Below are 26,368 nucleotides of genomic sequence, written 5' to 3' on the forward strand. Positions count from 1 at the left end.
CACGTGGATTGTCTGTTATTTTCTAAAATTAAATGCGTTAAAAAACGCCGTCGTATCAAGGGATAGCGTTCTTCATCACCACATTATCGCGACCTAATAAGGTTGTAAGCGCTCCAACCAAATCTGGATTTTCTGCGACCCAATACTGTGAATTTAGTTCAACCGTTCGATGTGCTGCTACCGAGTAAATTAGAACTGGATTAGGACCTCGATATTGACTTAAGATCCTTAAAATTTCCTTTTGCACAGTCGCCGTTGCTTGCTCAGGTTGCAACCGCAAAAAGAGTTGGCCGGTTGGTTTGGGTAATTGTTCCGCCAACTGCCAGGTGTTTACGATCACTTGCAAATCCCGCTGTTGCTCGACCTTACCAGTAATTAACACGATTGCTTCTGGTTTCAATTCCGCCTGAATCCGTTGATAGGTGTTGGGAAAAATCGTCAAGTCAATTTCGCCGGACAAATCACTTCCCGTTGCAAATGCCATTGGTTGACCACGTTTGGTCCGAATCGTTCGGACCTTAGTAATATAGACCAGTATTTGTGCCGGTTGTTCACTCGTGAGCGTGCTGACTAATTGCGTATGTCGTTGTTGCGCGAGCCAATCATACGTTTCCACAGGGTGCCCTGAAACGTACACACCAAGATACTCCGCTTCTTTGGCCAATCGCTCACCTAACGAAAGCTCCGGCTGTTTTTTGATCTTAGGGGCTAATGATTCAAATAAACTCATACTGCCACCGGCTAACTCGGCACTTGACATCAATTCAGGCACACTGGTCAGTAGCTCTGCACGGTTCAAACCAAAGTGGTCAAAAGCCCCCGCATAGATCAGTGCATCCATCAAATCGGCTTTGAGCCACTTCGCGTCAATCCGTTGCATGAACTGCTGAAGACTTTTAAACGGTCCGTTCGCCTGCCGCTCGTCTAACACACTCGCAATAAAGTCACGGCGCAACCCTTTGATTGAGCTGAGTCCAAACACAATGGCTTGACCATTCCAATCAAAGTATTGACCGCTCCGATTAATATCCGGGGGAATAATCGCCACTTGGTGCTGACGAGCTTCCGCTAGATACTGTTTCAGCTTCGTTCCATTGCCCAACACAGAATTCATCAATGAGGTAAAGAACGCTCCGGAATAATGGACTTTCAAGTAAGCAAGTTCAAAAGCCATCTTACTGTAGGCAATCGCGTGTGAGCGGTTGAAACCATAGTTCGCAAATTGTTCAATATATTGATAAACCTGTGTCGCAACTGCTTCGGAATAACCATTCTGTTGTGCACCAGCGATAAATTGTTGCCGCATTTTATCAATCACAGCACGTTTTTTCTTGCTCATCGCCCGCCGCAATAAGTCGGCTTCACCTAGTGTAAAACCGCCCATGACCGCGGCGACTTGCATGACTTGTTCTTGATAGACCAGAATACCGTACGTTGGTCCTAAGATGGGCGCAAGTTGTTCCGCCGGATAACTGACCGGTTCTTGGCCTTGTTTGCGGGCAATAAAATGGTCGATATTTTCCATGGGCCCCGGCCGGTAAAGTGCATTGACCGCGGCGACCAATTCAAAGTTATCCGGGTGCAGACGCCGTAACACGTTTCGAATTCCCGCCGATTCAAATTGGAAGACTCCGGTCGTGTCGCCCGCCTGAAATAATTTCAGGGTCGCTGGATCGTTCAAATCGATTTTAGTAATAGCCAGTGGCCTGCCAGTTTGACGCTGCACATAATGTAGCGCACTTGCCATCAAAGACAAATTCCGTAATCCTAAGAAATCCATCTTTAACAAACCAACCGCTTCAACAGTGTCCTTAGTATACTGGGTCATCATCATAGTTTCACTACCTGCTTGTAGTGGTACGATCTGAATTAATGGTTTTTGGCTTAATACCACCCCGGCCGCGTGTGTTGAATAATGTCGTGGCAACCCTTCCAAACGGCGAGCTGTTTCAAATAATAATTTATTTTTAGATGAATCAGCAACGAGGTTTTGTAACCGTTGTGAGCCCTGGTAGGCCTGGTCAAGTGTAATATGCAATTGGTTTGGGATTGCGGCACTCCAGTCACTCATCTCGTAAGTTGAGAGGCCAAACACACGGCCAACATCGCGCAATGCTTGCTTTGCTGCCAAGGTCCCAAACGTAATGATTTGTGCGACGCGGTCATGACCATACTTATCATGAACATAATTAAGTACCTGTTCACGGCGATTATCTGGAATATCCAAGTCAATATCTGGCATATTCGCCCGTTTAGCGTTCAAGAAACGTTCAAATAGCAAGTCATATTTTAAGGGATCGACATCCGTAATATTGAGTGCATAAGCAACTAATGAGCCTGCTGCAGAACCTCGCCCAGGTCCAGTTGTAATCTGGGCCTCATGCGCAAAATTCATGACATCCCACACGATCAAAAAGTAATCATCAAAGCCCATCTGATCGATCACGGTCAGTTCGTGATCCAAACGGTCCTGGTAAGCCTGCTGATCAACCGACGGCGTTATTGCCGCCAATCGCTCCGTTAGACCAGCCGTGCATAACTGCCGTAAATAAACATTCGCTGGTTGTCCAGCGGGCGTTGGAAATTGCGGCAACTGTGGCTGTTGAAATTGTAATTCAACTTGACACTGTGCCGCAATTTCGGCCGTAGCCGCCACCGCCGTCGTCAATCCCAGTTGCTCATAGTCAGCCGTTACGGTGTTGGCCGGCCGTAAGTAGTGACTGCCTTCGATACCTTGTAACGATTCGGGCTGTTCGATCTGTTGGCCCCGATCGATTGCTCGCAAAACTGAAACGGCAAAGTAATCCTTTGCTTGGACATAGTCGACTGGATCTAACGCAACTACCGGCAATTGATGCTGTTGCGCAAAGGCCGTCATTGTTGTTCGCAATGCAGGGGCCTGATCCAAAGAAATCCCTAAGTAAAGGCTAGCAGAGTCGACCGCCTGCCTCAGCGTGGTAATCCAATCAGCAGCTCGCTCAGCGGTGTTTTGTAACAACAGCGCAGCTAGTTCACTGTCTTTAGCCGGGGTTAAGACCATTAAATGGTTCAAATAAGGTAATACGGCTGTTAGCGACAATCCTGCATCCGTCGCCGTCTGCTTCATCGTCGACAACCGCATCAAGTTTTGATAGCCAGCTTGATCTTTCGCAAGCACGACCAGACTAAACGTTTGCGCCGTTAGTTCACGTCCTAATAAGTTCAATGTTATTCCCAATATCGGGGTAATTTCTGCCTGGCGACAGGCATTATAAAAATCAACAATACCGTACATGATATCAACGTCTGTTAAAGCCAACGTGGAATACCCCTGTTGCTTGGCAGTTTGGACTAGCTCACTAACTGTACTAGTGCTGTGAAGTAAACTAAAAGTACTCAATACTTGCAATGGAACATATTGCGCCACTATCGCCGCCCCCTTTCATAAAATATCAGCTTTCAACTCGCATCGAAAACGTAACATCCGATCAGCTACGTCAAGCCCGCTCCCAATTGATGGGTAAACAAAGAATTTACCAGTCTATTCAATGCCAGTTGATGACCAATCTTGTCCTCAGATATATTCGTTACTATTCATTATACCAAACAGTTGTTCTAAGCGGCAGTTTTAAGTCATCAGATAACGTGCACGGTTATGTTTACTAGGGTTTCACCGCCGTCTCGTCGTAATTATATCAGCCTAATTAAAGCCTTAATATCCCGTTATTACCTAATTGCTTTTTCCTGTCGGTGTGTTAAAATAATTTTCATTGGGAGGTGTCGGAAAATGATGAGACAACTTACGATTATCTTTTGGAGTGTCCTCTTCGGTGAAGTCATCGGCTATATCGGTGGCGCCCTCGAACAACTCTCCTATAATCCTGGTGAAATTGGCATCGTTGCCGCAATTTTTGCGCTAATCGTGGTCAACAGCATCACTTATATTACTAATCATTCCCAACCCGCTAAAGGTTCAGATAATAAGTAATTAAAAACAACCAGAGGCTTTGCTTCGCTTAGTCTCAGCACAACAAAAAAAGACGAGTATCCCGATTGCGGTTACTCGTCTTTTTTTGTTGTGTGCTTGACGCGCCAGCCAACTAGAATGCTGGTACATACCCGACCCTAACATTCAGATTAATGACGCTTACGATCCATCACTTGCTTTGAGCATTTGCAGCGTTTTGGCATATTTCTGCTTTGCGCGTTGTGCTGCTGCCCAAAATGCCAAATCGGCCGCTGATAAAGAACCACGTTGTACATTAATTTTTCGATTCATTTTTTGCATACTGGTCAAACCTTTTACGATCGTCGTCCATGTTCGCTTACTCCTCGATTTTGGAGTAGCTTAACACGACAGCGTCGGCGGTAACAACTCTTTTCTCAGTATGAGGTTAAACGCACGGGCGCAAGGTCCCCCTCGTCCGAAGCTAAGCGCGGCTACCATCATCATAAACCAAAGATAGCTGCCTCACACCTACACGATCAAGCCATCCAGAATCATAGGCTCAACCAAGTCACAATAATAATCCGCCTAAAAAAAGCTGGACCGTGAGCATCGCAAGGTGCTCACGGTCCAGTTTTTATTGGCCCAATTATCGTCACTGAAACGCATTATCACGCGTTCAAATCAGTGATTACGCTTATGCCGGCTGGGTCGATTGGTTTTCGAAGACTAAGTGATCGTCCATCAAATTAATGGCGACTGTCGATTTTGGTGCCACGCGCCCCGCAATGATCTCTTTTGCCAGCGGTGTTTCGACGTGATTCGTGATAAAGCGCCGGAGCGGCCGGGCACCGTATGCCGGTTCATACCCCTGCTTAGCGATCCACTTCTTCGCTTCGTCAGAAATTTTCAGTGTAATCTCACGATCTTGGAGACGGGCAGACAACCGATCAATCAATTTCACCACAATTTCCTCAATTGCGCCCAATTGTAGTGGCGTGAACATAATGATGTCATCGATTCGGTTCAAAAATTCCGGTTTGAATCGACTTTGAACCAGCTGCATAACCTGTTGATGGGTGTCGGCCGACAAGTGACCCTGGTCATCAACCCCCGCCAGTAGCAACTCTGATCCTAAGTTCGACGTCATAATCAAGATGGTATTTTTGAAGTCGACGGTCCGTCCTTGACCATCCGTCAACCGACCGTCATCCAATACTTGTAACAAGATGTTAAACACATCTGGATGCGCCTTTTCAATTTCATCGAATAACACGATCGAGTACGGATTACGCCGGACAGCTTCGGTCAACTGACCGCCTTCTTCGTAACCAACGTAGCCCGGTGCCGCCCCGACCAATCGCGAAACGGACTCTTTCTCCATATATTCACTCATATCGATCCGAACCATATGATCATCGGCGTCAAACAAATTCTCAGCCAATGCTTTCGCTAATTCCGTCTTACCAACCCCAGTTGGGCCTAAAAACATAAAAGAACCCAGGGGACGATTAGGATCTTGCAAACCGGCCCGCGAACGTAATACGGCATCCGAAACGGCATCGACCGCCGCATCCTGACCAACCACTCGTTCATGCAAATGGTCCGCCAAGTGTAATAATTTCTCCCGCTCACCGGCAACCAGTTTGGCTACTGGGATTCCTGTCATCCGGGAAACCACGTTTGCAATCTGATCTGGCGTGACGGATTCCTCAACTAACCAATCTTCATGATGATCATTGGCTTCCATGGCCTTCAACTCTTGTTCCAGCTTGGGAATCGTCCCGTGCTGCAACTTAGCTGCTTGTTCCAGATCATAATTATTTTCAGCATTTTCCAAGTCGTGCTTAGCTTTGTCTAACGCCGACTTTTTGTCGCTTAACGCTTGGAGGCTCTTCTTTTCACTGTCCCAGCGTTCGGATAAAGCCCGCTGTTTTTCTTTTGCGCTGGCGAGTTCTTTTTGCACATCCGCTAGCCGTTTAACGGAGGCATCGTCAGTTTCATTCTTTAAGGCGGCTTCCTCGACCTCTAAACGCATTAATTGTCGGTTGACTTGGTCTAATTCCGTTGGGTTGGAGTTCATTTCGACCCGGATTTCAGCAGAAGCCTCATCTACTAAATCTAAGGCCTTATCTGGCAAGTAACGATCCGTAATATAACGATCAGATAACTTGGCAGCGGCCACTAAGGCGTTATCATGAATCCGAACACCATGATGGATTTCAAAGCGTTCCTTTAAGCCACGTAAAATACTGATTGTATCTTCAACACTCGGTTCAGCAACCAATACTTTTTGGAACCGCCGCTCGAGTGCCTTGTCCTTTTCCATGTACTGACGATATTCATCTAACGTCGTGGCCCCGATCAAATGAAGTTCTCCCCGCGCCAACATTGGTTTCAACAAGTTACCGGCGTCCATACTGCCTTCTGTCTTACCAGCACCAACGATATTATGGATTTCATCGATGAACATGATGATCTGCCCATCGCTCTTCTTGATTTCCTTGAGGACGGCTTTGAGTCGTTCTTCAAATTCACCACGATACTTCGCCCCGGCAATCAGAGACCCCATATCTAGCGAGAACAACGTCTTATCTTTTAAGTTCTCCGGCACATCACCACGAACAATTCGTTGTGCTAGACCTTCCACGATGGCCGTTTTCCCAACTCCCGGTTCACCAATCAAGACAGGATTGTTTTTCGTCTTTCGTGACAAGATCCGAATAACGTCCAGAATCTCTTCGTCCCGGCCAATTACTGGATCTTGATTCCCCTGGCGCGCCTGTTTAACCAAGTCGACGCCGTACTTTTCCAAAGCTTGATACTGATCTTCCTGATTACGTGACGTGACCCGTTGACCCCCGCGAATACGATCAACGGCATTCTTGACTTGTCCTGCCGTGATGCCTTGCTGATTCAAGTATTTGGTCAACTGATCACCAGTTTGATCCATCAGCGCTAAAGCCAAAGTGTCGGTCGCAAGGTAATCATCACCTAACGCTTTGCGCTTAGCATCGGCAGCCTGCATCAGCGTAGCTAGACTACTGCTCATACTGCCACCGTACTGAACGTTACCACCGCTAACAACGGCAATGTCATCCAGCTCACGGTCGAGCTCTGTTTGTAATTGGTCTAAATCAGCGCCGGCCTCACTAAAGATCTGCCGAACCAGTTCGCCTGGTTGCGTTAAAAATTTAAATAGATGGGGCACCCCAATTTCTTGATGGCGCCGTGTTTGTGCGATTTGTTGTGCCTGTTGTAAGGCTTGTTGTAAACTTTCTGTAAATTGTTCTGGATTCATATTTACGTACCTCCTCAAAAACGGTAGCAAAAAGGCAGCCGTCATAGCTGCCAATTTTTGTTTGACCTTTATTGACTATTAGAGTATAACCCGTAAGGTCAAACAAGGTCAAGGATTTAGTCCTGGTCATAATTATCCTGAACGATTTGTAAGACAACGTCCACGGCTTGGGCCATCACTTGTTCTGAAACGTATTCAAACCGACCGTGCATGTTCTCACCACCAGCAAACAAGTTTGGTGTCGGCAAGCCCATAAATGAGATCTTGGAGCCATCCGTCCCACCACGAACCGGATAAATGGCTGGCGTGATACCGAGCTTGAGCATGGCTTGTTTGGCCAATTCAACGACCCGCATATCTTTTTCAATGATTTCGCGCATATTGTAATACTGGTCCTTCATGTCGACCTTGATCCGGGCCACACCGTCAGCCAAATTCAGCCGATCCGCAACCGCCATAAATAACCGTTTACGTGCTTCGAACTTATCGCGGTCATGATCACGAATAATGTAAGTCATCTTAGCGCTGTCAACGGTCCCGTCTAAACTAAGCAAGAAGAAGAACCCTTCACGGCCTTCCGTGTGTTCCGGGACATCATGTGCGGGTAACGCCGATTGAAAATCAACGGCTAACTGCAAGGCGTTGACCATCTTATCCTTAGCTTCCCCTGGATGAACGTTGACACCTGTAATCGTCACCGTCGCTTGGGCCGCGTTGAACGTTTCATACTCCAGTTCACCAAGCGGACCACCATCGACGGTGTAGGCATAATCGGCGCCAAAGGCAGGCACATTAAAGTGATCAGCACCAGTCCCAATTTCTTCATCGGGACCAAAAGCTAACCGAATCTTGCCATGTTTGATCTCAGGATGGGCCAACAAATATTCCGCAGCACTAATGATTTCAGCAACGCCAGACTTATCATCAGCTCCAAGCAGCGTGGTTCCATCAGTTGTGATCAGCGTGTGACCAGCATAGTTCTTTAAGTTTGGGAAGACCGCCGGATCCAGCACATAGTCCCCGTTTCCGAGCTTAATAACTGATTCACCGTCATAATTGTCAACAATTTGTGGATTGACATTTTCCGCGTTAAAGTCAGCCGTATCAATATGTGAAATAAAGCCAAGAGTTTTAACAGCTTTGTCACTATTCGCAGGAATCGTCGCAAAAACGTACGCACTTTGCGCATCCTGTTCAACATCGCTCAAGCCTAAATCAGTGAGCTTACTCATTAATTGCTTTAAAAAGGCCGTTTCACGTGGTGACGAAGGAATTGTCGTTGATTCCTCATCTGAACGACTATTAATTTTGACAAAGGTTAAAAAATCTGAAATTAAGTTTGGATATTTTGACATATGATAACTTCCTTTCCTTATTAAAGTTCATGATTAACTTAGATGAAGGTAAACGGATCAGTATTCAGCTGAGACGCCACAATCTCGATTGGCCAGCCAGCTTGTACACGCCACTGATCAAACAGCTTAGTGAGTTGTGACTTACAAATACTCTCGATATGGTGGCCTGGATCAATGACCGTCAACCCGGCTGCCAGCATATCATGACCGGTGTGATAATAGACATCCCCGGTCACGTAAGCTTGTGCACCTGCTCGCAACGCTTGGGGATAGAACTTACCACCATCGCCGCCCAGGACGGCCACACGGGTAATCCGTTGTCGGGGATCGGCACTGACTAGTCGCAGGCCGCTGACACCAAATACTTGTTTACACTGTTCGGCAAATGCCTGCGCTGATAACGGTGTCGGCAAATCACCGACTCGGCCCATATAATACTGATGACCGCCAGACAACAGTTGCACGACCTGGTAATCCCACGTGTCAGCGGCTAAGTCATTAATGCCCGCTACCGCAGTTGGAATCTGATCGGCTAGTAAGTCGACGCTGAACTGTTCACCCGAGTTGACAGCGTAACGATCTAGCGTGGCACCCACGGTATTCGTTAAGTATTCCTGTACCGTTTCAACTTGATTGGTCGGTACCGTTAAAGTCAACTTAACAGCCTGTGCACGATACCCAGGAACCAATCCCTGCACATTTTGCAAGTCTAAGGCCGCCGCAAGCCAATCGTTCATTCCGCCCTCAGCACAGTCCAGATTCGTATGGGCCGCGTACACCAAGATGTGGTGAGCTGCAAGTTCTGCATACATTGCTTTCTGAGGATCCTGATAATCAAGATTGTTGGCCGGTCGAAACATGACGGGATGATGAGCAAAAATCATGTCAGCACCGATCGTGATGGCTTCTTGGACAACTTCCGGCCGCACATCCAGGGTAACTAACACCTTGTGGATATCCTGATGAGGATCGCCGATTTGTAATCCGGTGGGATCATGCTCCCACTTCAACTTGAGTGGCGCAAATTTTTCAAAACGCGCAATTAATTCACTTGCTTGCATCCGTCAAGACTCCTTCAATCAATTTGATTTTAGCGTGAGCCAGCGCTAACTGTTCCTCTGGTATCACTTTAGCCCGTTGCATTTGCGCAACCGCCGCATTTACTCGTTGTAACTCACGTTGCCACTTAGCGATAAACACCGGCGACTTCTCAGCTAGCAGAAACGGGCCAAACATCTGTTCAGCCGTCGTATACGTCACCTGATGATCAACCCGATCAGCACAAAGAATCTCATAAGTATGGCCATCTTCAGCTAGAATTCGTTCAGCTACAATTTGAAACTGATTGGCCGCCAGCCATTCCCGCACGGTCGCTTCACCAACATTAGGCTCGAGTACCAACCGTTGAACACCGGCGAGCTGGGTCGGCCCCTGTTCAAGAATATGGCGAATCAAAGGGCCCCCCATCCCGGCAATCGTGACCGTATCAATACGATCAGCTGGTTCAATCGCAGCAAGACCGTCAGCTAGACGGGCCACTAAGCAATCCGTTAACCCCAGCTTTTGAATCTCATGACGCGCATTTTCAAAGGGCCCCCGGACGACTTCACCAGCTACACCATAACTAATTTGATGATTTAATGCGAGATTAGCTGGCAAATAAGCGTGATCTGACCCAATATCGGCCACGCGGGCGCCCGGCTGAACGAAAGCGCCAACCGTTGCTAATCGTTTTGATAATTGTTTTGCATCCACATACAGTTCCCCTTTAATTCGGGAAGATTTACCCACACGACTAACTTTCAGTGGTTGTGGTCAAATCCACCCGGTTCAATTGTTTTAATTATTCAGTTTAACTAACCACGCACGTCACTCGCTATCCTTAGTATGCACCAAAATCGAAACGTGCTGGTCGTTGAATTACGGGTCGGCTCTTTATCAGAAATACCCAACGAGGTTCAACTAAGATCATGGCGATACCCAATGGCCCGGAAGTTAGCAGTCTGAACAAAGGTCGCACACTAGATTAGACCTTTGTTGGCCAATCATCTTTGACCTTAAAAACCAACGCATTTCAATGGTGATTCAGGATAGCACCCGTATCACCGTACGTTACTAATCATATTTTACCATGCTTCACTGTGAATACGCATTCAGCTGGTTAAATTTTCCTGAAAATTCCTAAGCTTTGTTCAAACTAACTAAAATTCTATTAATGCAAGTTTGGATGACAGGCAGACGTGCCATAATATGGCTAATGTCGACTGGCAAGCGACATATTATCTAATGAGAGAAAGTTTGATTAACCATGCGAAAACGTCTTTTAACGACGTCGCCATTTTTGACTGGCCTAAAATTATTAGCTATTCTGCCGCCGGTAGGTATCGGATGGCTGATTTATTTAAGCCGGTGGCAATGGCTGGCGTTACTCAAACATCCACGACAATTCAGTCGGCACGACCCGTTGCTAGGGTTTATCGTCCTATTAATGGGCATCACGACGCTCAATCTCAATCACCACGATTATCGTAGTGTTATTCTGTCTGTCCTAATGCTTTTTGTATTGGGCAATCTTTGGTTGTTGTGTCGTGAGTCCACGCAGTCGATTGCTTGGCACGAGCTTCGTAAATTTATCATCCAATTTGGCTTGTATATTACAATTAGTGGTTTTGCTTTCCACTGGCTTAACCAAGTATTGACATTACCAACGTGGCTGAAGTTCATGCTGGGTGACCTATTATGGGGCTATGCTGCTAATCAGAATCGCTTGTTCGGGTCCGCCTATAATCCAAATGATGCCTGCTGTTTATTATTGATTGCCCTCGGCTTACTATTGACACAGTTAAGTCATGGAAGTGTTCACCCCTTCACGCGCTGGCCGCTCATAAACTGGTTTTTGGTCGGCTTACTTTGTGTGGGCGTTTATCAAACCAAATCGCGCACAGGGCTCATGATCATGATTGCCATTCTGATCATGACGACTTACCAGCTTTGCCGTCACCATCGCATTTTGGTTACAACAATCTTGATTGCTGGCAGTTTAATTGTCTGGCACGTTTTCCCTAGAAGTGCTTCGACCATCACCGCACTTCAAAGTCGCTTGACGATTTGGCACAACAGCTTCACCGTTTTCAAACAGGCCCCGTACCTCGGCGTGACGTATTTTGGCTTTGCGCGGCACTATTTGCAACTGACGGGAACCTACGTCCCACACGCCCACGATATTTTGCTCATGCTACTAGCTTCTTTTGGTATCCTAGGCGGTGCCGGCTTTATTTACTTAGTCCTCAGCAGTGGCTGGCACTTAACCAAATATTGGCACCAGTATCGTACGCCGAATTTGCGTTACTTTATGATGACTTTGCCCATCATTCTAGCCTATGGATTGACAGACTTCGTTTTATCTTCTATGCAAGTATTGATTATTATTTTGCTCATTATCGCTTGTTGGCACCACGAACAACAATTGCGGCCAATCATTGGCCCTCGCAAGTATCAGTCTCCACTTATCTGACACTTTTCATCACCATCAATTTCGAACGGGCAGTAATTCCCCATTTCAAAAATAGTGTGCGCTGCCGGTCATTAAGCCGCAACACACACTATTTTTAGCGTACCGTTAACCAAATCGGCGATATGCCAACACAGTTAACGGCATAAAAATCACAATAATAAGGAAACCACTTAACAGTACACCAAATGCATCGGGCCCCCAATGGCCAGTCCGCAAAATTGTGCGTATCGCGGTAATTGTTAGACTGACCGGATTCAATCGGACAATTGTTTGCAACAAATGTGGTAACGTCTTAGTCGGAATAAAGGCGTTAGATAAAAAGGTCAGCACTAAAATAATGATCATTGACAGACTGCCAATCAGGGCCGCATTTTTGACCATTAAACCAACTAAAGCAAAGACCCATGAAAGCGACCATCCAACAAATACTGCCAGCAGTAAAACGCCGATCAATACTAGCGGACTAACAATAGGTCGCCAGCCCATCATAAAAGCTGTCACCAGTGCCATCAAGCCAGAAATAAGCAATCGGAAAACATCCCCCACTAACTGACCGGCTAACGGTACGATCGGTGAAATCGGTAGCGTCTTGAAGCGGTCAAACACCCCCGCGTTAATGTCTTCACGTAATTGCTGTCCGGATCCCGATGCTGCATTCAAAATACTTTGAATCAAAATACCGGTAACTAGCATTGGTAAATAGGCCTGGACACTGCCCGCAATGGCCCCACCAAACAAGTAACCGAATAATAGGGTAAAAATAATTGGTTGTATCACCACGTCACTAACATTATCTGGATTATGCCACATTTTTAATAAGTTCCGATGCGTCATTGTCAAAACATGACTTAACTCTGCTGGTTGTTTGATTTCCATCGCTTTGTCCTCCTCTAATTTGTGCCCACGGTCAGTTTAAAAAACACATCATCGAGCGATGGCGCGTGCATCGCAAAGTTACTGACCGTGATTTGAGCAGCTTGTAACCGCATCAGAATTTCAGTGACCGGCGTCAAGCTAGCGGTATCCAACGGCACTGTTAGGGTCCGTTCCGCAACACGGACATCTTGACCGAGCATGGCTTGTAAGATATCCTTAGCCGGTGTGACGGCCGTCGTCGCACTGACTTCCAATTCAAGCTCTTGACCCCCTACTGTTTGTTTCAAAGCGGTGGGCGTCCCACTGGCGACTAACTGGCCATGATCTATGAGCGCAATGTGGTCGGCTAACTGGTCGGCTTCTTCTAAGTACTGAGTCGTTAGCACCACAGTCGAACCATCGGCCACTAGTTGACGAATCGCTTGCCACATCTGCGCTCTTGTCCGCGGATCCAAGCCCGTGGTCGGTTCATCGAGAAAAAGAATGGCCGGTTTACCAATCAAGCTAACCGCCAAATCTAATCGTCGCCGCATCCCGCCAGAAAATGTGGCCAAAACGTGATCCGCAGAATGCTTCAAATCAAAATCCGTCAGTAATTCCATCGCTCGATGCTTCGCCGCCGCACGGCTTAAACCATTCAAGCGCCCAAAAATCTGCAAGTTTTCCCGCGCACTCAGGTCCTGATCGATACTAGCGGTTTGACCGGTCAAACCAAACTGCTGGCGAACGCGTCGGGCTTGCGACAATGAATCAAAGCCATTGACTAAGATTTTCCCAGCATCTTGTCGCAATAGGGTCGTCATCATCCTGATGACCGTCGTTTTACCCGCACCATTAGGACCCAATAAGCCAAAAATTTCACCCCGTTGGACTTGCAGTGACAAGTCTTGAACGGCGACTTTCGTTCCAAATCGCTTCTGAACATGTGTCATTTGAATCATCATTTCTTCATCCAAGTTAAAACCTCCCACAAATCAATCAGGTGCCCTGACTAAATATATGTTAAGGCCCCCTGACTAAATTGTCAACGACTAATTATTGACCATCAATCTAAAAATCAACTAACCTTAACGTACCGCATACCAAAGAATGTTGTATACTTAAGAAAAGAACGAATGGAATGATCAATCGTGACAACGAATATTAAGGCGGAACTAGTCGCCGGAAAATTGGCCGAGTACGAACAATTAAGCAAAATTTATGATGACATTGTCAAGCAGGCCCGTCCAAGAATAACTGTTGAAGGTCAGGGCAAGATTCTACTAGCACTAGCCGATGAGGACCACCTCTCACAAAAACAGTTGGCAAGTCGCCTTGGCATGTCGCCGCAATCAACGAGCGAGTTCGTCTATAAACTTGTCAATCGTCAGCTGGTCACTTTATCCAAGTCCACCAAAGATCGCCGCGTCAACCTTGTGAACTTAACGGCTGCTGGTCGCAAAGAGATTGCATCCGCAGCCCAGGAGGTCCCCCCATTTGTCAACACGCTTTCTGACGACGAGCTCGATCAACTGGCACCCTTGTTAACCAAAATTACCACCGCGATGTATGCGGATATTGACGCTGCCAACCCGACTTTGGGCGTTAAGTTTCACAAATTATTTGCTAGTCGGTACTTGAAACAGTTTAAAAAGTAAATCATATGCCACCTGCCCGTCATTTTTAGATGACCTCTTGCTCCGAATTAACCCTGAATCAGTATTTGGCTCTAAACAAACTTAAAGGCGGACCAATTCAGTTACGAATTGGTTCGCCTTTAGTGATTATTTAACTTTTAACAGGAATCATAGTTTACCATTTATAATCAATTGGGTCCTGTAAGCCCCGGCCAGTCGCTTTGTCCAACATAATGCGTTGTTCAAAGTGCGCCACATTTCGTTTAGTCTCCTTGACCATATCCGGATTGACTGAAACATAGTCGATGCCGCTTTGAATCAGGAAGTTAGTAAACTCTGGGTACTCTGATGGTGCTTGACCACAAATCGAAACCGTCTTGCCATCTTTATGGGCTGTCTTAATCAGGTGCCGAATCGCTCGTTTAACGGCCAAGTTCCGCTCATCAAAGAGGTGAGCCACCGTATCATTATTACGATCACAACCCAGAATCAACATTGCAAGGTCATTCGAACCGATCGAATAGCCATCAACGAATTGATTGAATTGGTCGGCCAAAATAATGTTGGTTGGGATTTCAGCCATCATATAGACTTTGAAGTCAGCACTCCGAGCTAGGCCTTCATCGCGCATAATGGTCGTTACTTTTTGTGCTTCGTCAACGGTTCGTACGAATGGAATCATGACATTTAAATTCTTCAACCCAAATTCGTTCCGAACTTTCTTGACCGCAGCCAGTTCCAACTTGAATGCCTCGATATACTTGGAATCATAGTACCGAGATGCACCCCGCCAACCCAGTAAATCAGCTGGTTCATGCGGCTCGTATTTGTCGCCACCCTTTAGATTACGATATTCGCTCGACTTAAAGTCTGAGAAGCGTAGGACGACTGGCCGTGGTGCCATTGCCCGAACAACCTTCGCGATACCATCCGCCAGCATATTGACCACCTTTTCAGGGTGACCCTGCTCGATCAAGTATAGTGGATGTTCATGAATAAAGGTTGTCCATAGGAACTCTTCGCGCATTAAGCCGATTCCATCAGCTGGTAAACTTGAATATTTGTCAGCCAAATCAGGATCACCCAAATTCATCATCACGCCCGTAGCAGTTGGAGCAAAGCTCTCGGCCGCAACCACCTGACCAGCAACCGCCGTAGCACCACTCTTTGGCTTCAACATGCTAGCGACTTTACCTTGATAAACAACCCCGTTCTTAGCATCGACCGTTACGACATCGCCGGTCTTCAAGACGTCGGTTGCCGCGACTTCCTTACTTTTAGTGCCGACAATACATGGAATCTGCATCTCACGAGAAACGATCGCAGCGTGACAAGTCATGCCACCGTTATTAGTCACGATCGCTGCAGCTTTCTTCATTGCCGGTACCCAATCTGGTGATGTCATTAACGTCACTAACACTTCGCCTTGCTTAAACTGATCAATGTCTTTCGGATTATCAATGACATGCACGACCCCACTGGCTAAGCCCGGACTAGCTGGTAACCCCCGGACGATAACTTTGGCATCCGCCTCATCCACAACATCTTCATCGTCAGCTGCATCTTTGTGCTTATTACGCTGTGACCAAACTGTTTCTGGCCGCGCTTGAACGATCCATAGCCGGTTGGTATTCGTGTCCAAAGCGTATTCCATGTCCATATAACAACCGTAATGCCGTTCGATTTCTTTAGCGTAGCCAGCCAATTCAATGACTTGCGCATCTGTTAATACTGGCTGACCCTGTAATTCATCGGGGACGGACTCTTCCTTAGTCCCGCCACCCGGTAACCGCATTAATTGGACAGGTTGTTTGATAATATTCTTTTCAACGATTTTCATTGATTGTTTATCGATAACAAAGTGATCCGGCGTAACTTTGCCCAACACAATATATTCACCCAAACCATAAATGGCATCGATCACGATCTTGGAAGCATCCCCATCCGCTACATTGACGGAGAACATGATCCCGGAAGCCTTAGAAAAGACCATCATTTGAATCGCCGCTGAGAGGGCCACTTTTTCGTGTGGAAAATGCTGTTTGTGCCGATAATATGTCGCGCGATCCGTGAACAGTGACGAGTAACATTGTTGAACCCGATTAACGACATCGGCAGCACCTTTAATATTTAAGTAAGATTCTTGTTGGCCGGCAAATGAAGCGTTTGGTAAGTCTTCCGCAGTCGCTGAAGAGCGAATCGCCACGAACGGATCAGTTTGCCCCATTTTCTTAGCGAGATCCGCATAGGCTTGTTCAATATCAGCCGCCAGATCTGCGGGCATTGTCGCATTCACGATCAAGTTACGAATTTGTTCGCACGCAGTATGCAATTCATCAGAATTTTCATAATCCTGAATGCTGGCTAACAAATCATTGACCTTATCATTCAATCCCGTCTGGGTCATGAAGTACTGATACGCCCGGGCGGTGGTTGCAAAGCCATATGGGACTGGAACATCCATCGATGACGTCATTTCACCCAGTGAAGACGACTTACCGCCCACTAGGTTCACATCTTCGCGGTGTAATTCATCAAACCATAAAACGTTTGCCGTATCACGACTACTCATAAGATTACCTCCCTATGTTCCTGCACTTGAATATCATCATTATCAAACTTAAGTTCTGTAAGCGTTTACATTAACCATTTATATTGTAGTTCATTTTTACACAAAGTAAAACCCATTTTCATTATTTTATCGGCAAAATATAGTTGGTGATGTTGACTGGTTACGCCCGTTAAAGTTCAACACAGGCTTGAAAGAAAAGGCATTTAATGGGGACATGTTTTCAAATCAACTCGGATTATAATGATAAACTGTAAGGCCAACTAATTAACGAACTTATTTCACAATATACGAAATCAACTCATTGTGGACGACGCAACCCAGTGTTTATCACAAAAACGCAAGCACTTTAACTGGCAGTTGCATCCCTTTCCAGCGCTCCTGCTAATTCATACGCGTCAAAGCCTGCGGATAGTAGCACGAGTAACGCCGTCTTGCCTAGGGTTGTTCCCCCCGTCCAATCGTACACGACATAGGTCTTCGCCGGATCCAGTTCACTGATTCTGGTTGCCAGATCCTTGGCAGGCATCGCGATTGCACCCTTGATTTGATCTTTCTTCACTTGGGCCGGTGCATTCCGAACATCTAAGACGACGTACTTGCCCGTCGCATTTTGCATATCGGCTAAAACGGTGTGATGATCGATGTATAAGCTTAAATATGTTGTTAACAATTCAATTTTCTTGTCATTCATAATTAATTGCCTCACTTTTTAATTGTTGGGTGCCTTGCTTGATTTTATCCAATAAGCCTTTAAACTGCTGCTGCTCTTGAACCGTAAACGACGCAAAAATTGTTGTAACCGCCTTAAAATTGGCCGGTAAAAATTGCGTCAAAACACTACTACCGGCGGCGGTCAAATGAATGGCAACCGTCCGCTTATCATCTTGTGGATGCTGCTTTTCCACCCAGCCTCGCTTTTGCAAGCCGACCAGTAACTTGCTCACAGTCGCCCGAGCAGACCCTAGCTTTGTGGCTAACTCCGACGGCAATAGCGTGTGATCAGTTTCATTTTCCAGCAACATTAAAATAATAAACTTGGATTCTGAAAGTTGATATTGATCGAGTAATTGTTCATAGGTGGCTTGCATGGTTCGAAATGTCCACTGAAAATCCAGAAAAGCCAACACCTGCTCAGCATCCGCCGAGCTACTTGCTTTGCCCAGTGTCAATTGCACTCGCTGTTTATCTGGTCGATCACGAAACGAAAAGTCAGGCATTGAAATCCTTCTTTCTAAAGTTAATTAGCCGGCTAACTACTTTTAGAAGTATACACGCTTTTTCATCATCGTCAACCCTTAAATCGGACTAGCTGTTATTCGAAACACTCACCATCCAAATAACCCTAGCCATCAAGCACCACGACATTTTTCGTTTAAACTGATGCAGATTGAAATCAATAGATTAGCGTGCACGACTCAACAGAAAATAAGCAGTCAGTTGTGAAACCTCCCAACACTCATGAACCCTGCGCACACCAGGTCCAGTACAATTGACACTCACCATAATCGCATATGCTATACTGATGATCACGATACCTATTGATTTGGAGGAGTACCCTAATGCACAAATTAGCTATTTTGGTGATGACAATTGGCCTTGCACTTGCTGGTTGTACGACCCAAACATTCGCTCCAGTGAAGCATCATCGGTCCGTCAAAGCGACGACCCAAAAAGTGATTCAAGCACCAACCAAAACATGGACTTTTGATCAAGCCGTTAGTTCCAGCCAAACAAAACACGGCGTCGCCAGCAATTTAGACATTTCCGTGGTTGACAAAACTACTGCCCAATCAAGCTGGACCACTAGTAACGGCCAATTTTTGTCCGCCGGCGTCAAACATCGTCAAGTTTCGTACGCCAAATGGCACCATGATCAGCAACGCCATATCATGAAAAGTTACCGACACCGGCTGCATCACATGTCAGTTAGTCAGATCAACGCGGTTTTGAAAAAGCTCGGTGCCTCAATCCAGATTAACAAACTGACTGACTTGATTTACTTGGAATCCGGCAATCACACCGATCCGTTACCAGTCAACACCGCCTTTGCTGCTAAGGGGCACCACCTCTACGCTGTCAACATTCAATATTCAGATACTGAACAGGCAACGACCATTGAACGGGGCCGCGCTTTCACTGATACTAGTGCCAAGGCGGCGCCTAAACACGTCAACGTAGCGAATTTGAATGGTACCTGGATTGCTGCCGAAACTACGACTAGCGCTAGCGATACAGGCAAGTTGCTGATCAAAGATGGCTATCTATATCAGCATCGTTATGATAGTTATGAACGATCTGCTATCCAGGACCTCAGTCACTATTCATTAGGCTCACTGAATCAAAACGTGACCTATGCGGCCTTCAAAACCGATGCAGCCCACGCTGGCTATCAATTAACACATACCGCCGTTGCCAGTGGTGATAGTACCGGTATGTTATATCTCATCATCAACGCTAATAAAATCATTCGTATCAATCAGCAGATTGTTACGACCTATACGAAAACCAGTGCCGTCGTCGCTGCTAACGACCTACCGAAAACAGACGTTGATTTATTTAAGCAAATGGATCAAAAAAAAGCTGGTGAAGTCGCCACGACGATTACGGTAAAGGCCGGTCCCGCGCAAGTTGGCATGACCAATAGTATTAACTATCTAACCGACCCCAATGCTGGTCAAATTACAGAGACAATCGTGGTCAACTAACAACCAAACAACCAGGCGCTTCATTTGAAAAATTATCAGGTAGTCACTTATCAAAAACGCTACTTCATAAAGCGCGCAGCAAAAGCCCTGTTGACCTAATTCCCACATCAAAATAAGCACGTTGTAAAACCACACTCTGGTGATTTTTACAACGTGCTTATTTTGTCATCGAACATCTGCACAGCATCAATAATTTTATGATTAACACAGTAACGCAATTTCAATTTCACGACACCTCAAGCCGATTCAGAAAGTGGTCTGGTCAACTTACATCCCAGTATGACACGACAATTGTCCCGCTTTAATCATGAAGAATACGACTAATTACAAGGTTAGCCCCTAATCATGCTCGTATTCACGTTTAAGTCGCATCCATCCTGCATGCAGACCAAAAGCCGTTGTAAAGGACAATAACCAGGTCAAACCATAACACAGCGCAATGCTCAGCCAGGGAGCCTTGACCATCAAAGTACGACCAAAACCACGCCACAACAATTCAGACCAGAAAACATTCGCTAAGTATGCCTTATAGGCCATACCAGCAAAGAAATGTACAAATTTGCTAAAAGGACGTTGACGACAAGCTTGAATCTCACACAACGCCGCCAACAGGCCGATGACTGCTAGCGCATACCCCGTCATTGATGGTTTGTAATACGGGGCGTTGCGCAAATTAACCGGGAAGCCGTAACTGAACAGTTCCCAATTAGTCCAGATCAGGCCAACTAACCATAGACCAAGTAATCCCGGCCACCACTTGTTAAGCATGCGCTGAAAGGTATCTCGAAACACCCAAGCTAACATGCCATAGAACCCGAAAATCTGGAAACTGATAAAAAGCCGGTCCAGTAAATACCAATCACGGCTGTGAGGACCATGGAAAACTTGTTGGTCATAAAACCACAACCAAAGAACGGCGACCAGTGTTGTACCGCCAAATACGATCCAGCCGCGTCGAGGTCGAGACTGACACCAACGGCCAAGCGCCCAGAATAACGGCATTAATATGATAAATTGTAGCATCATGGTGTTATACCACAGATGAGGCGCTGCATTACCATTAACGAACTGCCAGAAAAATCCCCGCCAGTCATGATACTGGCTACCTTGCTGCAATTGTGGCATCAAGATTAAGTAGATCATGGTCCACCAAATCGTTGGAATAAACAGCGCATGCCATTGCTGGCGCAAATAGTCGGTATAGGTCAACGCGGTCTGATTAAGCGTCAAACGCGTCGTCGTATAGAGAATGCCAAAAATAAAGGCCGGTGCCGTATACTTGACCAGATTATAAACAACACCAATCCCAGTTTGCGTGGCAATCGACGGCCCACTTGCCAATGCGTCTGTGAGAATCGGCTGGGCCATCACCGCAGTACAGGCCCCTAGTTTGAGGTAATCGCCAACGTCAGTGACCTCCATCGACGGACTAGAAATCATCGTCACTGCTACCACCTCTTCGAATTTTTACCAGATCAACCGATGGTCAACCTTAAACCCAGTCTAATAGATTCCCATGGGATTACAAGTACACTTCGCGAACATTACCAGCTAATGATTGTATTTTTTGATACGATTCCAACTGCTTTACCTTTCAAGCAAACCATACACTTAAGCGACCATTTAGGCAAAAAAATCGCGTCAGACCAGTCAGCATTAGCCGATTTACGGTCAGACACGATCGTGATTTCTTTATTATAGATTCCTTTACAGATTTCAATCCGGTGGTCTAAGCCCCACATGCAAGTACTAGGCTGAGCAGTATCCAACCACCAGATTACTCAGCGTTTTGGTCCAACAACACAATGACCTTTCCAAAACTGTCTGCCGCTTGCAAATAAGCATGGGCCGCCGGTACCTGATTAAAGTTAAAAATCCGAGCGGGGGCGACCGACACATGATATGCTGCGATGAAGTCAAATAAATCTTGCAACAATGTCTGAGAAACATCGCCAGAGGAAAAGCCCGCTAAATAACACCCATTCGGAATATCACTAATCGGGTCAAAATCAGGAACGGTCCACAGCCCACCTAATTCGCCCGTCATATTTACAATGCCGCCTTCGTTGAGATGCGACAATGAATCTTTGACACTGAGCGGACCAATCAAGTCGATGATTTTATCAAAATGAGCCGTTGCGGCTGGTAAACGAGCGCTATCCGGAGCGACAATGACCTCATCAAAGCCAGCATCAATCAATTGTTGGCGCTTAACTAGCCGCCGAGTAGTCCCGGCCACATGGATCTTTGGATTATAAGCCTTGATCAGATTTAAATCGGCAATTCCAACCCCACTAGTAGCTGCTCGAATCAGCACCCGGTCCGTCGCTTTAAGCTGCAAAGACTTAAAAATGCCATAGGCCGTGTAGTAGGTCTCAGGGGTTGCCACCAATGAGGCAATCGATAGATTCGTTTTGATCGGATAAACCTGCTCGTTCGGTAATAATACGTATTCGGCATAACTACCATCATATGCCCGACCCATCTCACCCATGATTGAAACCACACGTTGCCCAGACGTGAATGTTGCTGGCGCACTGGTCTCATCGACCACACCAACTACTTCGATTCCGAGCACTCGTGGGAACTGCACGCTCGGTGACTTGCCTTCCCGCGTAAAGATTTCTGAGTGGTTGATACCAAAACCTAAAACTTTTACCCGGGTCCACCCCGGTTTGACGTTCGGTTCAGGAAGTGTCGTTAATTGTAACGCTTCTGGTCCACCTGGTTGGTTCACGACGTATGCTTGCAACTTTGCTACCTCCGTTCGTTTTTAATGCCAATTTAACGATAGCTGAGATTCACGCTTTTCGCAATTAATTAATCCCCTGCGGAATATCAGCATTGCAATCATTTAGTCAATCGTCGCCAGAGGTCGCCGGCCACCGTCAAACCGATACCAGTCATTAACACTAATACGATCACTATTAAAGTTAGCCAGCCACTAATAGCCGGCACTCCCCAACCACTGCTAGCTAATCCGATGGTCAACAGACAGTTCAAGCCGATGGTCAACCCAACTGCGCGACTAGGCCGTTCCCGCCAAAATGGACCACTAGTACGAGTCATCAAGATTGTTAACATTGCACTAAATATGAGATAGACGTAAAGACTAGTGCTCAACTGACCAGCAGACAACCCCAAACCATGCAGCCAGACTATCAAACCAACACCCACAGCTGTCCACCCAGTCGCTAGGAACCCCGCAATTTTGCTTAAGCGGGGCATATCCCACTGTTCGGGACGATGGCGAATGATTGTGCGATCAGTGCCAAGGACCAATGTTACTAAATCATTCAGAATAGCCACTAATACCATCGCATTCAGCGACAATGGCACGTAATCTAGCCATAAATAGCCGATTGTTAAAAGCACGGTCAGTTCGACCGTCCGAGTGAGTTTGGTAATTGTCCAAGTCAGCATCCGCTGGTAGACGCGATGACCACTGTCTAAAATCGTCAGAATATTTGCCAAACCACCCGTTAACAGGACGAACTTAGCACTTCGTTTGGCTAAATCAGTGGCATTGTCAACGGCAATCCCAACCTCCGACTGCTTTAATGCTGGCGCATCATTAACACCGTCGCCCGTCATCCCCACCACGTAACCCGCGCGCTGCATAGCTTTGACAATTGCCAATTTGTTCTCTGGAACAACTTCGGCAATCCCAGCAACTTGCGCTAACGGTCGCGAGTGCGTTTTAAAGGTCTGGTAGGAAACCACTTGGCCCTTTAATCCAACCGCATCAGCCACAGCCTGTGCTGTTTTTAAATTATCGCCTGTCAGCATAATCGTTTTAACGCCCCGGTGTTGAATCCTTTTTAAGGCCGCCGCACTATCTGGGCGCGGTTGATCTTGCAAAATCAACACACCTTGTAAAACATTATTAATCATGACCGCCACTGAACGGCCCCGGGTCAAATCCAGTTGGTCGATTGCTAAAGCCGGTTGCTGTGCGGTTAACTCGTACAAACGACTAAGTGCACCAATACGTACCCGCACAACTGTTGGCGCTTCACCAACTAGCGCTTCGGCATAACCAACACTTGCATCAAATGGCTTAAATTCCTGCTGTGGCAGCCGTTTCAACTGATAGCGATGAGCAAAGTTCACAATTGCTTGATCCACCACGCTAGGATGTCGCGAATCGGTCGCGCTAGCTGCTAACCGCAACAATTGCTGATCTGATCTGGCCGACAAATTTTTAAACTGCACGACTTGCGGCTGATTTGTCGTTATCGTTCCCGTTTTGTCAACAAGTAATAAATTCAAATTGGCAGCTTCCTGAATACCCGTTAATTCACTGACCAGAATCCGCTGCTGGCTAAGTTCACGGGCTTCTACCGAATTTGCAACTGCAAAACTTGACGGCATGGCAATCGGAATCGTCGCAATGAACAGCATCGCTAGAAACGGTAACATCTGAATCATGTCTGCATGGCGAATTAACGCTATTCCAACAATGATGAGTGCTAAAGCACTGTCTAACAATGCCAAGTAACCAATAATTTTACCCAATAATCGTTGTAAATGACCAGGCGCATTGTTTTGATTAATCAAACTGACTGTTTTTCCAGCCCGACTATGACTTCCAGTCGCCAGTACGCGTGCTAAAGTTTCCCCGGCTACCACCATTGTGCCTGCAAAGGCCGTTTCACCCGGCGTATGGCTAACTGCAACGGATTCACCGGTTATTGAGCTTTCATCCGTATGAATTGGATTCGTTAACACACGAATATCAGCTGGGATTACACTCCCTACCTGTAAACTAATCAGATCACCCACAACTAAAGCCTTCGCATCAATCAACTGCCAATGACCAGCACGACGTACCGAACTGGTTGGCGTCAATTGATGCGCCAGCTCCTGTAAAACCAGGGCCGCACGTCGCGATTGAATTGCACCATTGACGGCTGCAAAGACCAGCATTAACGCAATAAAGCCAGCCTGAATTTCTTTACCCAAAACAACTTCAATAACTAAAGCTCCCTCCAAAATCCATGCCGATGGTTCCCATAGACGACTGACTACGGCCTTAAAAAAGTTAAACGTTGGTTCTGGGACATCATTAAATCCATCTGCCGCTAGTTTAGCGGCTGCTTGTTGCTCCGTTAAATCTTCAATCATGTCTGCACCTCGAATTTGACAAGCACCACTGGCAACCTAACTGTCGAATCAGGTTTATCACAAATAATTAGTCAAACATCACGTTATTTGGGAAGTGTGCCAACCGAGCACCATCAGTACCTAATTCTTCCTCAATTCGCAATAATTGATTATATTTTTCAATGCGTTCAGAGCGGGCTGGCGCACCAGCTTTTAGTTGAGCCGCATTGGTGGCCACTGTGAAATCAGCGACGAAAGTATCACCAGTTTCGCCAGATCGGTGTGACATCATCGTGGCATAACCATTTTTGCGAGCTAGCCGAATCGCGGCCAAAGTTTCGGTAACGGTCCCGATTTGATTTAATTTAATTAAAATATTGTTAGCCATCCCCCGCTGAATTGCTTGCCGAATTAATTGCGGATTAGTGCAGACCGGATCATCAGCCACAATTTGAAGCTGGTCACCATGAGCAGCTGTAAAGCTTGCAAAGTTATCCCAGTCCTCTTCCCCGTATGGGTCCTCAATTGAAACGATTTCTGGAAACTTCGCTAATAACTGCAGATAATAATCACCAAGGGCTGCCGGCGTGTACGTTTTGCCCTCAAAGTCATAATTGTGGGTCGTTCGATTATAAAAATACGATGCCGCCGCGTCAAAAGCAATCGCAATTTCTTTACCAGGTGTATAACCAGCTTTAATAATCGCATCATGTAATATTTGCAAGGCTTCTTCTGAGTTTTTAAGATCAGGCGCAAAGCCACCCTCATCACCTAAACCAGTCGTGTACCCGGCATCTTCGATAACTTTTTTCAAAGTATGATAAGTATTCACGATCTTTTCAAAACCGTCCCGAAAACTGGTTCGTTCGACCGGTTTAATCATGAATTCTTGAATATCAATGCCATTATCTGCATGCTCCCCACCATTGATCACGTTATGAAATGTTTGGGGTAGCTCTAAATCAGTGCCACCTAAGTAACGATAAAGCGGCTGCTGTAATGCGTTTGCCGCCGCTCGTGCCGTTGCCATTGAAACACCCAAAATAGCATTCGCACCCAGACGCGCTTTGTTGGGCGTACCATCTAGGTCAATCATGATTTGATCAATATGGGCTTGGTTAAACGGGTCAGCACCATGTAAAGCATGATTAATGACCGTATTAACATTATTAACAGCCTTAAGAACACCTTTACCTGCTAAACGATCACCACCATCGCGTAATTCAACTGCCTCTTTTTCTCCAGTCGAAGCTCCCGATGGTACTTCCGCGCGTCCTAGCGTCCCATCTGACAAAATAACGTCAGCCTCAACTGTTGGATTACCTCGTGAATCAAAAATTTCGCGAGCCTTTACCGTTTCAATAACTTGTTTTTCCATATCAATCTCTCCTTCTTAAC

At 46.3% G+C, this 26,368-nt stretch carries 18 protein-coding genes and 1 pseudogene; 4 read left to right on the forward strand and 15 right to left on the reverse strand.

Features of this window, described 5'->3' with window-relative positions:
- Positions 1-55 precede the first annotated feature (55 nt).
- The gene (gene dnaE, locus ACOV1R_RS03175) at positions 56-3,406 is read right to left on the reverse strand and encodes a DNA polymerase III subunit alpha (RefSeq protein WP_003646035.1); all 3,351 of its coding nucleotides are present in this window, start codon (positions 3,404-3,406) and stop codon (positions 56-58) included.
- Positions 3,407-3,766: 360 nt separating this feature from the next.
- Here dnaE and ACOV1R_RS03180 point away from each other — a divergent pair, with 360 nt between their 5' ends.
- Positions 3,767-3,967 carry a YjzD family protein gene (locus ACOV1R_RS03180; RefSeq protein ID WP_003640606.1) on the forward strand — a complete coding sequence of 67 codons (201 nt, stop codon included), beginning with the start codon at positions 3,767-3,769 and terminating at the stop codon, positions 3,965-3,967.
- A 159-nt stretch (positions 3,968-4,126) separates the two neighbouring features.
- Here ACOV1R_RS03180 and ACOV1R_RS03185 read toward each other — a convergent pair whose 3' ends face one another.
- From ACOV1R_RS03185 to ACOV1R_RS03205, 5 genes are all read right to left on the reverse strand, one after another.
- Positions 4,127-4,267 carry a hypothetical protein gene (locus tag ACOV1R_RS03185; RefSeq protein ID WP_003640607.1) on the reverse strand — a complete coding sequence of 47 codons (141 nt, stop codon included), beginning with the start codon at positions 4,265-4,267 and terminating at the stop codon, positions 4,127-4,129.
- Between the two features lie 355 nt (positions 4,268-4,622).
- Positions 4,623-7,226 carry an ATP-dependent chaperone ClpB gene (clpB, locus tag ACOV1R_RS03190; RefSeq protein WP_003646034.1) on the reverse strand — a complete coding sequence of 868 codons (2,604 nt, stop codon included), beginning with the start codon at positions 7,224-7,226 and terminating at the stop codon, positions 4,623-4,625.
- 116 nt (positions 7,227-7,342) lie between these two features.
- Entirely contained in the window at positions 7,343-8,581 is a 1,239-nt protein-coding gene (pepT, locus tag ACOV1R_RS03195) for a peptidase T (RefSeq protein WP_003644443.1), read from the reverse strand.
- 38 nt (positions 8,582-8,619) lie between these two features.
- Entirely contained in the window at positions 8,620-9,642 is a 1,023-nt protein-coding gene (locus tag ACOV1R_RS03200; RefSeq protein WP_003646033.1) for a Nif3-like dinuclear metal center hexameric protein, read from the reverse strand.
- The gene (locus ACOV1R_RS03205; protein WP_003646032.1) at positions 9,629-10,336 is read right to left on the reverse strand and encodes a tRNA (adenine(22)-N(1))-methyltransferase; all 708 of its coding nucleotides are present in this window, start codon (positions 10,334-10,336) and stop codon (positions 9,629-9,631) included. The genes ACOV1R_RS03200 and ACOV1R_RS03205 overlap by 14 nt, the downstream gene beginning before the upstream one ends.
- Before the next feature lie 553 nt (positions 10,337-10,889).
- Between ACOV1R_RS03205 and ACOV1R_RS03210 the strand changes: the two genes are divergently transcribed.
- Positions 10,890-12,095 carry an O-antigen ligase family protein gene (locus ACOV1R_RS03210; RefSeq protein ID WP_003646031.1) on the forward strand — a complete coding sequence of 402 codons (1,206 nt, stop codon included), beginning with the start codon at positions 10,890-10,892 and terminating at the stop codon, positions 12,093-12,095.
- Positions 12,096-12,200: 105 nt separating this feature from the next.
- Here the strand turns inward: ACOV1R_RS03210 and ACOV1R_RS03215 are convergent, their stop codons facing one another.
- Both ACOV1R_RS03215 and ACOV1R_RS03220 read right to left on the reverse strand, forming a co-directional pair.
- A complete protein-coding gene (locus tag ACOV1R_RS03215; protein WP_003646030.1) occupies positions 12,201-12,971 on the reverse strand; it encodes an ABC transporter permease in 771 nt (256 codons plus the stop codon).
- A 14-nt stretch (positions 12,972-12,985) separates the two neighbouring features.
- Positions 12,986-13,927 carry a daunorubicin resistance protein DrrA family ABC transporter ATP-binding protein gene (locus tag ACOV1R_RS03220; RefSeq protein ID WP_003646029.1) on the reverse strand — a complete coding sequence of 314 codons (942 nt, stop codon included), beginning with the start codon at positions 13,925-13,927 and terminating at the stop codon, positions 12,986-12,988.
- Between the two features lie 174 nt (positions 13,928-14,101).
- On the opposite strand from ACOV1R_RS03220, the gene ACOV1R_RS03225 reads away from it, so the two are divergent.
- Positions 14,102-14,608 (forward strand): MarR family winged helix-turn-helix transcriptional regulator, encoded by a 507-nt coding sequence (locus tag ACOV1R_RS03225; protein WP_003644447.1) that lies wholly within the window; start codon positions 14,102-14,104, stop codon positions 14,606-14,608.
- Between the two features lie 154 nt (positions 14,609-14,762).
- Here the strand turns inward: ACOV1R_RS03225 and ppsA are convergent, their stop codons facing one another.
- From ppsA to ACOV1R_RS03240, 3 genes and pseudogenes are all read right to left on the reverse strand, one after another.
- Complete coding sequence (gene ppsA, locus ACOV1R_RS03230; protein WP_003646028.1) at positions 14,763-17,159, reverse strand: phosphoenolpyruvate synthase; 2,397 nt, start codon at positions 17,157-17,159, stop codon at positions 14,763-14,765.
- 327 nt (positions 17,160-17,486) lie between these two features.
- Positions 17,487-17,850, reverse strand: a pseudogene (locus ACOV1R_RS03235) (rhodanese-like domain-containing protein).
- Positions 17,843-18,376 carry a MarR family winged helix-turn-helix transcriptional regulator gene (locus tag ACOV1R_RS03240; protein WP_003646025.1) on the reverse strand — a complete coding sequence of 178 codons (534 nt, stop codon included), beginning with the start codon at positions 18,374-18,376 and terminating at the stop codon, positions 17,843-17,845. The pseudogene ACOV1R_RS03235 and the gene ACOV1R_RS03240 overlap by 8 nt, the downstream one beginning before the upstream one ends.
- Before the next feature lie 342 nt (positions 18,377-18,718).
- On the opposite strand from ACOV1R_RS03240, the gene ACOV1R_RS03245 reads away from it, so the two are divergent.
- On the forward strand, positions 18,719-19,864 hold the full coding sequence (locus ACOV1R_RS03245) for a hypothetical protein (protein ID WP_013355574.1): 1,146 nt from the start codon (positions 18,719-18,721) through the stop codon (positions 19,862-19,864).
- A 339-nt stretch (positions 19,865-20,203) separates the two neighbouring features.
- Here the strand turns inward: ACOV1R_RS03245 and ACOV1R_RS03250 are convergent, their stop codons facing one another.
- From ACOV1R_RS03250 to eno, 4 genes are all read right to left on the reverse strand, one after another.
- Complete coding sequence (locus ACOV1R_RS03250) at positions 20,204-21,304, reverse strand: acyltransferase family protein (RefSeq protein WP_003646023.1); 1,101 nt, start codon at positions 21,302-21,304, stop codon at positions 20,204-20,206.
- Positions 21,305-21,641: 337 nt separating this feature from the next.
- Positions 21,642-22,616 (reverse strand): zinc-binding alcohol dehydrogenase family protein, encoded by a 975-nt coding sequence (locus ACOV1R_RS03255; protein WP_003646021.1) that lies wholly within the window; start codon positions 22,614-22,616, stop codon positions 21,642-21,644.
- A gap of 98 nt (positions 22,617-22,714) precedes the next feature.
- A complete protein-coding gene (locus ACOV1R_RS03260; RefSeq protein ID WP_216781728.1) occupies positions 22,715-24,991 on the reverse strand; it encodes an HAD-IC family P-type ATPase in 2,277 nt (758 codons plus the stop codon).
- 67 nt (positions 24,992-25,058) lie between these two features.
- Positions 25,059-26,348, reverse strand: coding sequence for a phosphopyruvate hydratase (gene eno / locus ACOV1R_RS03265; protein WP_097557980.1), 1,290 nt, complete (start codon positions 26,346-26,348; stop codon positions 25,059-25,061).
- Between the last annotated feature and the right edge of the window lie 20 nt (positions 26,349-26,368).

It is taken from the genome of Lactiplantibacillus sp. YT640 (assembly GCF_049745435.1).
Taxonomy (GTDB): domain Bacteria; phylum Bacillota; class Bacilli; order Lactobacillales; family Lactobacillaceae; genus Lactiplantibacillus; species Lactiplantibacillus plantarum.